Source organism: Tatumella sp. JGM130 (assembly GCF_018257525.1).
Taxonomy (GTDB): domain Bacteria; phylum Pseudomonadota; class Gammaproteobacteria; order Enterobacterales; family Enterobacteriaceae; genus Tatumella; species Tatumella punctata.
The window spans coordinates 1-13,748 of the sequence record NZ_JAERJS010000052.1 but is presented as its reverse complement, the minus strand read 5'-3'; the positions used below and the strand labels follow the sequence as shown (position 1 = coordinate 13,748).

The 13,748-nt window shown below is 51.5% G+C and carries 20 protein-coding genes; 1 reads left to right on the top strand and 19 read right to left on the bottom strand.

The features are described 5' to 3' along the window. Window positions 1–103: 103 nt before the first annotated feature. The 15 genes from JK211_RS16045 to JK211_RS15975 all read right to left on the bottom strand — a co-directional run bounded on the left by JK211_RS16045 (window position 104) and on the right by JK211_RS15975 (window position 11,573). On the bottom strand, window positions 104–286 hold the full coding sequence (locus JK211_RS16045; RefSeq protein WP_212709625.1) for a hypothetical protein: 183 nt from the start codon (window positions 284–286) through the stop codon (window positions 104–106). Between the two features lie 170 nt (window positions 287–456). After that, complete coding sequence (locus JK211_RS16040; protein ID WP_212709624.1) at window positions 457–885, bottom strand: hypothetical protein; 429 nt, start codon at window positions 883–885, stop codon at window positions 457–459. 61 nt (window positions 886–946) lie between these two features. Beyond that, a complete protein-coding gene (locus JK211_RS16035) occupies window positions 947–1,921 on the bottom strand; it encodes a phage tail tube protein (protein WP_212709623.1) in 975 nt (324 codons plus the stop codon). Between the two features lie 25 nt (window positions 1,922–1,946). Continuing rightward, the gene (locus JK211_RS16030; RefSeq protein WP_212709622.1) at window positions 1,947–2,339 is read right to left on the bottom strand and encodes a phage tail terminator-like protein; all 393 of its coding nucleotides are present in this window, start codon (window positions 2,337–2,339) and stop codon (window positions 1,947–1,949) included. Further along, window positions 2,336–2,758 carry an HK97 gp10 family phage protein gene (locus JK211_RS16025; protein WP_212709621.1) on the bottom strand — a complete coding sequence of 141 codons (423 nt, stop codon included), beginning with the start codon at window positions 2,756–2,758 and terminating at the stop codon, window positions 2,336–2,338. The genes JK211_RS16030 and JK211_RS16025 overlap by 4 nt, the downstream gene beginning before the upstream one ends. Before the next feature lies 1 nt (window position 2,759). Further along, the gene (locus JK211_RS16020) at window positions 2,760–3,149 is read right to left on the bottom strand and encodes a glutamate 5-kinase (protein WP_212709620.1); all 390 of its coding nucleotides are present in this window, start codon (window positions 3,147–3,149) and stop codon (window positions 2,760–2,762) included. A gap of 1 nt (window position 3,150) precedes the next feature. Further along, the gene (locus JK211_RS16015) at window positions 3,151–3,561 is read right to left on the bottom strand and encodes a protein singed (protein WP_212709619.1); all 411 of its coding nucleotides are present in this window, start codon (window positions 3,559–3,561) and stop codon (window positions 3,151–3,153) included. 2 nt (window positions 3,562–3,563) lie between these two features. Next, complete coding sequence (locus JK211_RS16010; protein WP_212709618.1) at window positions 3,564–3,743, bottom strand: hypothetical protein; 180 nt, start codon at window positions 3,741–3,743, stop codon at window positions 3,564–3,566. Between the two features lie 47 nt (window positions 3,744–3,790). Further along, complete coding sequence (locus tag JK211_RS16005; RefSeq protein ID WP_212709617.1) at window positions 3,791–4,927, bottom strand: P22 phage major capsid protein family protein; 1,137 nt, start codon at window positions 4,925–4,927, stop codon at window positions 3,791–3,793. 90 nt (window positions 4,928–5,017) lie between these two features. Next, window positions 5,018–5,782 (bottom strand): DUF6651 domain-containing protein, encoded by a 765-nt coding sequence (locus tag JK211_RS16000; RefSeq protein WP_212709616.1) that lies wholly within the window; start codon window positions 5,780–5,782, stop codon window positions 5,018–5,020. Window positions 5,783–5,869: 87 nt separating this feature from the next. Next, window positions 5,870–6,985, bottom strand: coding sequence for a phage minor head protein (locus JK211_RS15995; RefSeq protein ID WP_212709615.1), 1,116 nt, complete (start codon window positions 6,983–6,985; stop codon window positions 5,870–5,872). Further along, entirely contained in the window at window positions 6,954–8,375 is a 1,422-nt protein-coding gene (locus tag JK211_RS15990; protein WP_212709614.1) for a DUF4055 domain-containing protein, read from the bottom strand. The genes JK211_RS15995 and JK211_RS15990 overlap by 32 nt, the downstream gene beginning before the upstream one ends. A gap of 3 nt (window positions 8,376–8,378) precedes the next feature. Next, entirely contained in the window at window positions 8,379–9,647 is a 1,269-nt protein-coding gene (locus JK211_RS15985; RefSeq protein WP_249213289.1) for a terminase large subunit domain-containing protein, read from the bottom strand. Beyond that, window positions 9,601–10,590, bottom strand: a complete 990-nt coding sequence (locus tag JK211_RS15980) for a terminase small subunit (RefSeq protein WP_212709613.1) — start codon at window positions 10,588–10,590, stop codon at window positions 9,601–9,603. The genes JK211_RS15985 and JK211_RS15980 overlap by 47 nt, the downstream gene beginning before the upstream one ends. A 782-nt stretch (window positions 10,591–11,372) precedes the next feature. Continuing rightward, on the bottom strand, window positions 11,373–11,573 hold the full coding sequence (locus JK211_RS15975) for a hypothetical protein (RefSeq protein WP_212709612.1): 201 nt from the start codon (window positions 11,571–11,573) through the stop codon (window positions 11,373–11,375). Window positions 11,574–11,722: 149 nt separating this feature from the next. Between JK211_RS15975 and JK211_RS17025 the strand changes: the two genes are divergently transcribed. After that, window positions 11,723–11,839 carry a small membrane protein gene (locus tag JK211_RS17025; protein ID WP_212709611.1) on the top strand — a complete coding sequence of 39 codons (117 nt, stop codon included), beginning with the start codon at window positions 11,723–11,725 and terminating at the stop codon, window positions 11,837–11,839. Between the two features lie 61 nt (window positions 11,840–11,900). Here JK211_RS17025 and JK211_RS15965 read toward each other — a convergent pair whose 3' ends face one another. The 4 genes from JK211_RS15965 to JK211_RS15950 form a co-directional block, all read right to left on the bottom strand. Further along, window positions 11,901–12,446, bottom strand: coding sequence for a KilA-N domain-containing protein (locus tag JK211_RS15965; protein WP_212709610.1), 546 nt, complete (start codon window positions 12,444–12,446; stop codon window positions 11,901–11,903). 224 nt (window positions 12,447–12,670) lie between these two features. Beyond that, window positions 12,671–13,003: a hypothetical protein gene (locus JK211_RS15960; RefSeq protein ID WP_212709609.1), complete on the bottom strand. Its 333-nt coding sequence runs from the start codon at window positions 13,001–13,003 to the stop codon at window positions 12,671–12,673. After that, the gene (locus JK211_RS17160; RefSeq protein ID WP_349290171.1) at window positions 13,000–13,476 is read right to left on the bottom strand and encodes a lysis protein; all 477 of its coding nucleotides are present in this window, start codon (window positions 13,474–13,476) and stop codon (window positions 13,000–13,002) included. Before JK211_RS17160 ends, JK211_RS15960 begins: the two co-directional genes overlap by 4 nt. Further along, the coding region (locus tag JK211_RS15950) for a lysozyme (protein ID WP_212709607.1) at window positions 13,473–13,748 on the bottom strand (276 nt) is incomplete at its 5' end. The genes JK211_RS17160 and JK211_RS15950, both read right to left, overlap by 4 nt.

Below are 13,748 nucleotides of genomic sequence, written 5' to 3'. Positions count from 1 at the left end.
GTTTGGCGATTGATCAGATCGCACAATCCGGGCTGAGTTCCCTTAAAGTGATCTACTATTTGGCGCAGCTATTTAGGACTAAAATTATGCAAAGGAAAGCAAATCAGCCCTCGTCACCGTCCGAATTCGCTTCGACCTGCTGTTGTTGCCGTGACCATTCTGCCCGATATTCATCATCCAGTGCGAAAATAGCTGCTTCGAATAACTCACGATCTACCACCAACGGGCGTGGTGCCAGATAAGCATCAATATCTCTGATGGAGATTGGCAAAGGTGATGCAGCCATTCCCGTGTATCGCCTGCCGCGGCTTATCGTGGCATAGGAAGACAATAGTAGTGCAGTCAGTTCATCAACATCTGGTTCGTCTCCAGATTTGATACCTAATCGTTCTTCACGCCAGCGATTACGTTCACCCTCCAGCCCAGAGTAACGGTTAAGCCACTTCTGCGCGGTTATTACTTTCCCACTGCATCCTGCTTCCGTTCTTCTTTGCCAGCAGCAATCTCGGCACCGGTCTGAATGATAGTCCAGTAGAACTCAGGGTTTTGTTGTAGGAACGCCAGTCCGGCTTCCGGCGTATAGGGGATCGCCTGCTCTTTACCGTTCACCACTTCGCCAACACCATCCCAATCCAGTAGAAGGTGACGACTGCACGTTTCCAGCAGCAAGTCATCCATGGAGTCGATATCACCTACAGCGTCCAGGCTGAAATCAGTGGTACCTGCTTTAAACAGACTGTCCAGCTTATCGATGTGGCGGCGAACCAGCGCGGTACGGGATTTAAAACCGTGATTTGAGGTGCTGCCAACTTTCAGTTTCAACCCGGCGACAGGCTCAATCCAACGGGTGCCATCAGCGTCCAGATGTTTATTAATAATTAACATGATACCTCCGTGTTAAAAGGCCCGAGTCGCCATACAGAACGACATGGGCAAAGATGAGGAATTAACCAGCGGTTGACCCGCTTGTAGTATTTGAGTCGGCAGCTGCCTGTGAATGAGATTTTACAGCTGGTACACGGGTAATGGTCGGGGGTGTGTCCGAACCGGTGATATTAAGCTGCACCTGAACGATGTCAGTATTACCACCATCCGGCCAGTCACCATCAACCTGCACAGACGGGAAGTTAAAGATATACGAACCTTCGTCATTCGCGATCGTGAAGCTGAAAGGCATTGATGCGCCGGTGAGTGTTTTCTTCCACGCCTCATAGGCTGATTTCGACCAGGACAGTGTGATTTGGCCGGACGGTGTGAACGTGGTCGGAATATTTGCTCCAGCAAAACCAGTGCCGGTACCGATACAGCGTTGGGTCTGCAGGTTGTTATCGAATTGGATGTTGAAAGTATCGACACAGAATCCGTCACCACCACTTACACCATTCAGGCTGATTGCAGTTACCTGCTTGCATGAGAAACGGAGTTTGCCGTCAGCATCAGTTGGTGAACTGAAATAACTGGTGCCATCGTCTTTGTCAGCCCAGCCGAGTCCGGATAGCGTGACGGTAGCCTGCAAATCACCATCGTTCGGGATTTCAAGCTTGAAGGTGCCGACCTGACAGCCGGTAGCGATGGATGCTACACCGATGTCAGAGGCAAATGTGGCAACTGAGAATGCGATGCGGTCGTTCCCCATAACCAGCTTGTTATCGGCCCAGTCACTGCCAAAGCAGGATGCCAGGAAAAGGTCATGCTGACCGTAGCGGAATTTACAGACCACATCACCGCCAACATCAGTGGTGCCCGGCGTCTTACCGTTTGCCATACGAGTACCGCCGATTTCGGCATTGTCGATCATGTTCTGCGTAGGTTTAAGCCCGTTGGACGTGCGTTTCCACAACAGCCATGACGGGTTATTCGGCGTAGTGCCGGCAGTTGTTTCGCGGCAGTAAGCCAGCGTGATTTTAGCGCCTGAACTCACAGGAGCCTCCTATCGAAGTTAAGCGCTACATAGCGCGGTATGGGATGGAAAGATTCATCTGCGCCCAACCATCGGTTTCTCCGGCATCGATACAAGAAACAGCGAAGTAATCCAGTGCGCCGTCCGTCTGGAACTCGAACAATTCACGAATGGCATCAGCCGTTTCGGTGATCAGCAGCGATCGGGCACCGGATGGGACGAACAACTGGATGATGATGGTACCGGTACGGTGGACAACCGGGCCGTCACCGATTTCAACCGCGCCAGCCAGTCCGGGAAGATTGGTTAACCGCACCCAGATGGTTTTCCCTGTCGGGTCGAAAATCGGGTCATTCGGATAGGTCACAGAATTTGCAGGCATGGCTGACTGCACCGTCATTCGTTTAATGACAGCGTTGCGTATTTCGGTAAGGGTCATTTGTTGGCCTGCGCTACTCCGTTAAATGCATTGGCGTAGACACCCGTCGGGGCTTGCTTTGAGTGCCCGTTTTCGAGTGGGACGCTGTAAGGTAGATTCGACTGGATATAGATAACTGAGAAAGGCTTGCCTGTGGCGATGACTGCATTCCCCTGCTGAATGGTGCGGGAACCTTCTTCATCGGGGCCGGCAGGCTCTGAGTAATCAGGCTCACCGACACTGACAAGATTTGACGCCCGGAACGTACCGCCGACATAGCCGGGAGGCGGTTTACTCATCCACAGTTCGGGATTTCCGACCGGCGATGTCATAACAATCTCATTCAGTAACTGAACGGAAATAACCCTCAGTTTTTTTCCGACATCCTCTTTGACCATTCCTGCAAACTCTGACGGGTCAAAACTCCAGCCTTTCGCCATGCTATGCCCTCCGCAACTGGATAGAATACGTGGCTTTCGCCGCATCAGTACCAACAGTGACAACCTTGTACGCCTGCTGTTCGCCAGAGACCAGATCATCGGTCAAAACAACATGCCCTTCTGCTGGCTTGTCAGTGACTTCGTTGGTCAGCGCGGTTAACTTCAAGTCACCGTGAAGGATGTTTACGCCATCGATGCGACTCAGACTATAGTCTGATAACACACCGCGTCCCGAGTAGCTGACCGTCTGGCTAGTTGTTTTCTCAGTCACCGGGTCAACTTCACCGGCCACGACATAACTGGCAGTGAATTTGTTAACGGCATCAGCCAGGCCGCCAGCATCATCGAAAGCAGCGGCAATCTCGGTTTGCAGCTCATCACGAATGCCCACACTACCCCCTTACCAGTCTGACCTGCGATGTGCTGAGCCCGTACGGTTTCAGTATCGCCATCGCCAGCTGTAGGTTTGAATCCAGCAGAGTTGAGCTGTTTGCATCCAGTTCAGCAAAGGTTTTCGATACGCTCACGCCATCAGCATCGACAGACTTACTCAGCAATGATCCTGAATCAGTCTTTTGCTGGTACAGGCCGCCAGTAGACGCTGACAGAGCCGCATAGGCACCTGCCGTCTTCACATCATCAGGGATGATTTGCTCATGCGTTACTTTGTCGCACGGCAGGCGCAGTGACAGGCCATTCAGCCAGGCATTAGCCATTAACACTGCTTTCGCTTTGCCGCCGGTATCTGCCCATCCGCTACCCAGCACTGCATCAACATCGTCCACTGCGATAAAGGTGATCATGATTACACCTCAATTTTCCAGCCATGCGCTTTCCAGACTTCAACTTCTTCCGGATGCACATTCGCTTTGGTGGGTGCGCCCTCGAACGCCGGAAACTCTGTCACCATGCAGATAAACGCCGGCTGGCTTTGCGCTTTCTCAGCCTCGCGCTGTGCCCGTTGTTCTTTCGTCAGTCCGGCCATAAGCCCTCCATGAAAACGGGGCCGAAGCCCCGAGGTTGTAACCAGGCTTAAGCCAGCAGGATGGTCGCGTGCTCTGGCTTGATGGATGCCACACCCCATGCCAGACCAACTTCATAACGCACCTGACGGTACTGACGGTACAGCGCCACCTGGAAAGTGATTCCAGACACTGGATCAGTTACGTTCATCACGTCATCAGCGGTATCGCCGCCCTGCGGCATTGCAGGAGTACGTGCAGCCAGCAGGAATGCGTTGCGGTCAAAAGCCATGTTTGCGGTGAAGCCACCAATAACGGTGATTTCAGCATCATCAGCCAGATCTTGTCGCAGGCCGGGTGCCGCCAATGTGATAGTGGTCGCCGTCGTAGCCACTACAAGGTAAGTATTATCATCGCCCGCAAATTTCACCGTATTACCCTGCAGGATACCGCCAGTGCCTGAGTCTACCGCAATGATGATATCGCCTTCTTTTTTAGCCCCGTTCACCAGATAGCCAGTCGAAGCCGTTGCAGCCACTTTTGCAACACCCGCCGACTCATGGATATTGAAGCCTTCAACCCGACCAATCACACCCTCGCGGAGTAATTGATCCGTGCCGGCTTCATTCATTTTGAACAGAACGGATTGTTTACCGCGCATGTTGGCGATGGCCGCTGAACCCAGGACCATTTGCAGGTCAGTGGTTGGTGCACCATTGTCAGTAAGCACCTGGCGAGATAGAGCGAAATCAGACAGGTCATCTTTCACACCGAATGGAGCGGTACCGGCTGTGCCAACTGCGCGGGATGAGTTGAAATACAATGCACCCAGGTCAGCATCGACTTCGTTCGCCAGCGCACGAAATGCCTGCTTGAACTGGTCAGCCAGAATGGTGTTGTAGGTACCGGATGGTCCGATAGCCAGTTGCTCTTCACCGTTCCATTTAACCGCTGCCATTTTGGACTTAGTGATTTGTACGTTAACGGTACCAATATTTTGATCACCGGTATTCGGTGCAGCTGGACCCGGGGTGATATCAACGGTAGTTGCAACCGGCGCGACTGGTGCTGTTACCGTCTGCCCTTTTGCCGCCGCGTCAGTTTTTGCGTTACGGGCCACAGCAGGAATAAAGCCGACCTGTTCGCGTGAAACAACGTCCAGCGCGGTAAAAATGGTCGGGATTAGATTAGTCAGCGTATTCGCCATCTCTTGATTTCCTATTAAGTTGATATGAGGTTTTTTGAGCCATCCAGCTCAGGCACCAAACCCCATCCGAGGCGTGGCAGTTGGTGATCGTTAATCGACGATGGTGACACCGTCTTTGAGTGCAGAACGTTGCTCAACAGGCCCCAACCCTTTGAAGGTTTCGCTCTTCATTGTCTTTTGTCCGGCTGCATGCTGTGATTGCTGAGAGCCGCCGCCGCTATTGCCGCTGGCTTTCAGAATGTGGTCTTTCTGCGGGTATTGCTCGACCAGGTACTCCAGCGCTTCATCAAATCCTGCGACTTCGCCGGGCTTGGAGCGGGAGTAAACCTTGTTACCGCTGCCGTCATAGGCAACGACCTGACCGTCTTCGATTTTGAATGCCTGACCAAAGCGGGCCTGAACAAAATCAGCAGGAATCGCCAGTTTTTCGGTGATGAACTGGGAGCCAGCAAAGCGACCGCCGATCATCTCGTTGTAGAGCTGACCTTGCAGAGCCTTATTCTGCTGACTTGCTTCGTCCAACCGGGTCTGAAACGATTTGGTGATTTCCGTTTTAACCTGGTCAACAGAACCCGCGTCGATCAGCTTTTTCTGGTCGATTTTGGTCATCATGTCCAAAGCTTCCAGCGCCTTTGACGGGTCAGTGATGCCGGAGAACTTCGCCAGATTCGATTCTGCGGCTTCTTTGGCCTCACGGTGTGATTTGGCCTCGCCATTCAGTGCTGAGATTTTCCCGACAGCCTGAGCAGCATCGAAACCAATCTCTTTGCCATCTGCATGCACATAGACCGGCAGGCCATTATCATCGAGAGCCGCGTAATTCTGACCGTTCACTTCTACTGTTTTCAGTTTCATGCTTATACCTTTGGTGTGGTCATCCGACCGTTGCGCCGCTTGCCATCCGGATTGCGGCCGTAAAAAAAGGCCACCGAAGTGACCTTGTTAGTTGATTCCTGCCTTACTGAATGCCTGTTTGTCCCGACCCTTTAACTGGTCGAGCGTCAGCCATTCACCCTTGTCGCTGTAAAATTCATCCGGCTTCATGCCGCCGTCACGCATCAACCGTGCCCGTTTTTCGCCGACAATCTGCTTCTGGCGGTCATAGGACTGTCGTGCAAACCAGCTCTGATAATCGGTATCACCTGCCACCTGACCGTCCATACTGGCGCGGGCTGATGGCGGGATTTCTTTGATATCGATACCGAGTTCCTGAGCAGATTTCAGAATATAGGTTTCGGTCGAGCGGCAGCACCAGTGAATTTTGCACGGGCCTTGCAGATACGGGATTTTGTGACCGATAGGCTTATTATCCAGCGTGTATTTCAGCCGGTCCCTAATGCGACATGCTGGCGTTGTGCGGTTGTCCAGAGTGGATAGCCACTGCTTACCTTTGATGATGTCATCATTGGCGCTGGCAAAGCTGTTTCTGGCGGTTGATGCCAGGTGCCCTACTGCCGTTTTGGCAATACTGGCCGCATTCGCACGACTGACCTGCAATGCGCCGTCCTGATATCCGTTATTGGCCTGGCCGCGAATCTTCCGGGCTATCTGCTCTGTTGTGTCACCGAGGAGAAATCCCTGACGGACAGTATTGCTGATGCGCGTCATCCGGTCTGATTCGAGGTTGGACGCCCACTCACTCAACAGTCGACCCTGAAACGGCTGGGCCATTGCCGCGGCGTACAGAGTGTCAGGATGAATGCCGGTGAGCGGATGCAATGCCAGCACAGAATCAGGTATCGCATGCTCAAACAAACTGAGCTGATATCCAGCCTCATGCTGGGCCAGTTGCTGCAGTTCATCGGTCAGGCCGGTTTGCATAGCGCGAATGGCTGCGGCGTTCGTTGCTCTGACGCTGGATAGCAAAGCCTCCAGGCGCGTCACTGTGAAGCTCTGAGCATCCATCCCGTTCATTGCCACTATCAAACGCGCGGTAAGCTCTGCATCGCTCTGGTTGAGGATATTGACTATCCGGTTAGCAACGCCAGTGCCGAACCTGCTAATCCAGATAGCGTGTGCGATGTATTCATCCCGCAGCACCTGGTTCGATGTTGACATTATCACCGCCTGTTAGCGTTACCGGAAGATTGTTTAGTTCGTCCACGACTTCGTTAGGGTCTGCATCCGGATCAATGAACTTAAGCGCCTGTAACGTGCGTACTGCATCAATCTTGCGAATGATTCCACCCTGCTGCAGAGACTGTACAGCCAATGCAGACGGCGCATCGTAGGTCTGTGTGGATACATCCAGCTCAGTGCGAACATCCACAGTGCCGCCATTACTTTCGCCAATCCACTCGGCCATGATTTGCAGGATATTATCCAGCGCGTCTTCGAGTGAGTTTGCCATGGTGTATAGCGGCGAATTCTCCTGCATATGTTCGCTGTGAGTCTGGTCGAGTGATTTGGTCGACGTGTTTTCAGCGCGCGTCAGTTTGGCTCCGGCCTGCCGCATCTGGTTTTCGAGGTCATCCAAAGAGGTTTTCCCGGAACCAATCGCAGCGCCGGTATGCTCGGTGTATTCCATACCTTGCGTTGAACGGTCAGAAAATTGCGTTGCACAGGCTGCACCGATAGTCAGCTCCTGATCATCGTCCAGCCCGAACACAGACAGCAGCGGAACACGGGCAACATGCAGAATGTTGTCCTGCTCAGACTGTGACTGCCAGTGTTTAACATTCAGATGAGCCAGGTTCAGCAGCGGCGGTGCGCCACGCATAAAGCCGGTACGTTTGGTATAAAGCGTCACCAGTGGGATATCCTGCCGGCTGGTTTGCCAGCTATCGACCATGGTCCAGGCTATGGCTCCGTTTTCACCTTGCGCTGGCTGATAAATCTCGACTTTGCCGGGCATGATATGCCTGATTTGCTCAACTTTTGTCTGTCCGAAGTCATCACCATCAATGATTACGACTTCTTTGATGCGTAGGTCGGTTAAAACGACCTTTCCGCCCTGCACGGCAGACTGCCAGCCGATAATTTGGCGCGGATTCAGCATGGTCACATAAGGCCGGGCGCCGGATTGCTGTTCATCAGCCCGGGTTTTCACCATCGCTGGGTCAGTTTTCGGATAGTCGACCAGGGCATGCGCGAGTCCGTACTGGAACGCGAGACTGAAGAACTGCTGTGCCCAGACATCCAGCCGATCACCTTCCATATCGATGTTTTCGGTCAGCGTCTTAATAGCTTCCGGTGCTGATGTACTTAACACTGTTGGCTCAGCGAAAATACGGCCGATGTTCTGCTTAATGCTTTCTTCGTATGCAGGAAGAAGTGTGGCCACACTGAGGCGCTGCTTATAGCTTTCTTTGTCTTCATTGGGCCAGCGTGGAAGATATGTCTCGCCCTGGCGGCGCATTTCCAGCGTACCGCCCATGAGAGCATCGTTAATGTCCCACGCCTCGCACATATCGTTGTAGTCGAGATTGGGTGTTGAGATATCTGGCATGGTTTACATCCGGAGTTGAGTTACTTTGCCGGTTGGCTTAATAATCGGGAATCGCTTCACAATGAAATAACCGCCGCCGTCATTCGCGTGGTCAAACCCTGCTGTTTTGTCAGGTTCGCCGTTAGGTGACCATATCTGCTGCTCCAGTGATTCGGCGTAAACCGGACACCGGTCAGCATTAATACGGTACCGACGTTCACCTTCTGCATTCAGCAGCATGGCATTGACCGAGTTCACCCTGTCTTTCACTGATGGGTTAGTGCCGTTAACGTGGACGGTAAATCCAGCGGTGCGTAATAGGCTGAGGTCAGTTTCGGAAGCATTCACCGATTTGCGGCTGTTGCCACTGGCATCGGGATAGACATGCACCTTGTTTGCCGGAAACCGGTTCTGCAGCGTCTTAATCACATCAGGCGTGTCGTAGCCCTGCGTAATTTCATCCACGGCGTGAGGATGCTCCCCGCGCAGCACATGGACAATGGCCGACATTTTGCCGACGTTGAAGTCCATCCCAACATGAATTGGTTCGCTACCGGTGACAATCTCACTACTACCATTCAGCTTGCGGTCATAACAGTGATATACCGTCCCGCTGGTCAGGTTGACAAAGTCACCGTTCAGATAGGCTTCGATTAACTGCGCGGGATAAGAACTGCGCAATGTGTCAGCATAATCCGGTGGTAAAAACGGGTTGCTGTAGGTGCTGGCCTGAACCATCTCGTAGCCAGGCTTCGGGTTGCGCTTCCACGTCTTATACACGAACCGGAAACCTTCAGGCGTGGTGTAGACACTCACCCGGTTGAACGGGTCAGGCAATCCGTTGGGTCGCTGACGGTTACGGGCAATCACCTTGATCCACACATCGGTCGCGTGTTGCTCTTTCAGCGTGTCGATTTCGTCAATGTGGCTGCGATAGGACTCATAACCGACTATCCGCGCTGGGTTATCCAGTGTGCGCAGGACAAAGTCGCCAATGCCCGGTGACGAGGTGTAGATGATGTTCTCTGACTTGTTGTACTTGTACCGGACACCATATTCGCTGAGCTTATCTTCCATGCGTGGTGCGAGGATTAAGCGGATCAGGTCGTAGGTTGGTTCGTACATCGCTATCAGTGCGTCAGATGAATGACTGGCATCACGGAACGCGCTCACCGCCATGGTCTCCGTCTTGCCTGTGCCGAAGCCGCCGACGAAGGCCGGATATTTGCACTGCAGGTTGAAAAACTTACCCTGTGGTGGCGTCAGGGTCGTTCTGATTGTTCTCCCCGACAATTACCACCTCCATTCGTGTTATCGGCTGGTCACTTCCCTGCGCACTGATTTCCTTGCGCAGTTTTTCAATCTCAAGCTGCCTGCGCTCCAGTTCGAGCTGCTGGAGTTTCTGCGTAATCTCGCTGTCAGACAGGCCCATTCGCTTGATAATGGCTTCAAACATCTTTTCACGGCTGATGCTGACCACCTCAATGCCGCCTTTCGTCACCTTTGTACCGGAGTAAGCCAGCCGGGCGATCGGAGACAGCTTGCGAGTGTCCTGCATATAGACGCGCCCCACTCCTTCACCGCTACAAACAGGGCAATCAGGGTTAGCGTCAATGGTTCGGTTGTAATCAAGGCCGCCGGAGCAATCAGGCGGTGCTTTCCCCTGGCGTTCGGCTTTATCTTCCGCCTGCCGGTATTCGTATTCAGTCCACTGGTATTTGTGATCGACGCCCCAGCAGTGACGGCAGCAGCCGCGGCGGTATTGCGTGAGGTCGTTGGCGTCAAAGGTGGCGAGTTGCCACATCTGGGAGAGGATTTCGTCGGCGGTGCCAATGGTTCGTGCGATTGACGCTTTCTGCTGCTGTGCAATGGCCTGCGCAACTGAAGTTTTCTTAAGCAACTGATAACCAATTTGTTCAGCAGTCTTCTTGCTATATCCTGCGCGGATAGCTGCCTGTGTAGCATTGCCATCGCTCAGGTACTCCGCAACAAATTCCCGTTGTTGCTTTGTCAGCCCATCACTTTCAGTTAACTCTCCTGCGCATTCCAGCTTTTGCGCACTGCGCGTTTTACGCTGCGCACTTTTTTGCGCACTCTGCGCAGGCTTCTTAATGTATCGGCGAGCAGTTGCATAGTTCAGCCCCTGCGACTCACACCACTCTTTCGGTGATACGCCGGATTCGGCATATTCGGACAGGAACCGTTCTTGAAGCTCGCTCCAATCCGGCTTTGCCATTGTTTCTCCATTTCCAGACAGCCAAAACCATAATGACCTTGTGATATTGGGGACTGCCGTTAAGATACTTAGCTATTAATTTCACAGCTTTGTTTAACCACCTGATTAGCACTTATGAGAGGGGATAAATTTGATTAGGCTTGTTTCTTTTTTACTTCTACCGTTATCGTTAGTTTCCTGCGCTCAGAAAGGGCCGGATGTACCTTCCATGACAAAAGAGTGTGCTATCTTCATGTCAAAAATGACTGCGCCCATATCCACTGGCACAATGCAAAACCTAGAATGTAACTGTATTGAATCAACCAGGCACAATACCCACTAAGGCGCAGAGTTGTAAGTGAGTTTAATGTGTTCAGATATTGCATGTAAAAAAGCCCACATGATCAGGTGGGCTATGCTATGAGATGACAATGCTCTGATTTCATTACTTACCAAAGGGGTATTACTTACTAATATCTATCTTATCACCAATCAGGCGAAAGCCTTTTTCTTGAAGTTGATTCAGTGATAAGGCAACTTTACACTTGGGTGTAAAAAATCCATATCCCTCAAGAAAAAGTAATATCTTCGAAGCACATCCGTCCTTACCTACCCTGTAAAATCCAGTTTTCATGGCGTCTCTCGCATAAAATTAACAACTCAGAGATTAAATAACCTTACGTTTAAAACTTAGGCTGGATTTTGACCTAAATCAACATTGCCAATACAGAGGTTGATTAATGAGCAGATGTTACAACGGTCAGACAGCCGATTTTCTTTTCAGCCGCCATTCCTATTCCTTGTTATTTAACCGGAAGGTCTATCCTTACCGGATTCTCAATCATTTCGTTATCAATGCTGAATGTTGCTGTAACCTTCGGTATATCGTCAGGGCTACAGTGGATGCCTGCTGATAATTGCCGGTCAATGAGCTCTCCATCTACCACTATCCCATAACCGAAGAATCGGCCATTCCGGTATAGATGAGCGAGTTGAGGTTTCATAGTTGCTCCTTGTTGATTGCATTAAACAGCACCCGGACGGATGCTCTGTGATACATTCGTACAAACCCTATCCTTACGAAACACTTACAAATTGAGTTTAAGTTGAGTTGGAATATAATGCTGCGATTCGAACATTTGAAGAATATTATATGAGTAACTTTTTCCTTTTGGCTTTAGCCTTAGCTCTATTGATCGTGGCAGTTTGGATGGGTGTTTCGTTCTTCAAAGAGTCAAGGAGTAAACGGGGTATTTTCCGCAGAAGATAGTAACTAACACCGAGAGCCGTTGTGAAAGTGGCTCTCGGGTTAACCAGCGACTTTTTGCGGGTCACACAACTGATTTTTCCATCAGAGCCACCATGTCAGGATCTATCTGGTCGATAAGGTTTTGACGCGCGTCATTCAGTAGCGCTTTTCTTCCGCCCGATCCCCATTTACCCATTTTGCTTGCGCACTGGCTTATCTCTTTGGTTTCGCCAGATATCAGGTAATCCAGGCGGTTAAGCTGGTTAAGAATATCCAGTGCATTGGTTCTGCTTTCAATGAACGTGTTGTAGACGTCAATTTCAAATTCGGGCTTTATCCATGCCGCATATCGGACGGCAATCATCTCTACGCCCCACGCCCCTTGATTATCACCACCGTGTATAACTATAAGTGGTTGATTTTGTTCCAAAGCATTTTTTAGTGCTTTGGACTTTAAGGCCTTAACAAAGCGTTTAACTTGGGCGCTTCGTAAGAATACGCTTGGTCGCTGAGACTCCGTAGCCTCTCCGTTTTTTACTGCCGCAGCGTGGAGATCATTGAGGTTATAGCGGCCCTCAGCATCTACACGAACAGAGATACCATTCACTTTTACTGTTGGATATTGCATATCGGAATTACCTTTTAGTGATGAACCTTGTCGCACAGGAAAACGGCCCCCCAGAGAGCTCCGACAGCCAGCCGGTTCCTCAAGGTGCATCCTGAAAGGTTCTGGGTTTTAAGCGCGTGCGTTGCGCCAATAAAAAAGCCCACCGGTTAAAGTGGGCTTGGGGAGTGAAATTACTTGTCGGGTAATCACAATCGAGGCCACCGCAGTGATGGCCTCTGTTCTGATTACAGGAACTTATCTTTCAGTGCGACCAGATCGGTTTCGGCTTCTTTGCCGAAGACTTCCAGACCATGCTCAACAAATTCCACGAAAGCGTCAAATTTGGCTTTGGCCTGCTCCAGCGGTGAGCTGGTTGCAGTGGTATCTGCGTCGGATGTTGCCTGAGCGGCGGTACCGCTGCCTGATGATCCGGTATCAGTTGACACTGGTGTTTCGGCCGCTGCTGGGGTTTCAGTTGCCACTGGGGTAGCTGCTACTGGTTCTACTACGGATTGATCTGACATTTCTTCGCTCTCTTTTTTCGTGAAAAGGCTTTTCAGCCACTGGATGAATTTCATTTGGTGATTTCCCTGATGTAAGCCTGCAGGCCGTTAATCTGTGCAGTGGCCTGATTCAGTTGGCTGCGGAGGGTGTAATAATCTTGTCGAGCGTCTGGACTGAGTTCGGCGCTGGTTGCATTAGAGCGGCTGGCGGTGCCGGAGGTTTTGGGCACTCCGACCGGACATACTGCTTTGATGCGCAACCGGACAGCACCAGAGTCAACGCTGTTGCGCAGAGAACTGATTTCATCGTCTTTCGCCTTGATAGTTTTCTGGTACTGGTTGTCGATGTCAGAGACAGATTTCTGCTGCGCCTGCATCGTGATGATAGTTTTGAGCCGGGAATCGGCCAGAGATGATTGCTGCTGAGACGTTGCTTTCCACTCATCCGCTGAATGCCGATAGTGATCCATCAGGATTACAACACTGAGCAGGATTCCGGCCAGTAAAGTGATCAGCACATAACGCCAGTTTGCGAGTAGCCAAATCATTGAGCACCCCACAGGCAGATTTCTTTCTCGATTTCCCGGCGGTTCATTAAGCCAGTGGATTTAGTCCGGCCGATGTACACCCATCGGGTGAGCGAGTTACAGGCCTCGGTATAATGACCGGCGTTGAGCTCACGCAGTAACGATGACCGAGAGAAGTTACCGGCCCCCACGTTAAACACGAAACTGGTCAGAGCGGCTTCCTGCATTTCATTCATCGGGACCTTTACCAGACGGGTGACCGACCGGTTGGCGGTAGCAATGTCCGCAGACAG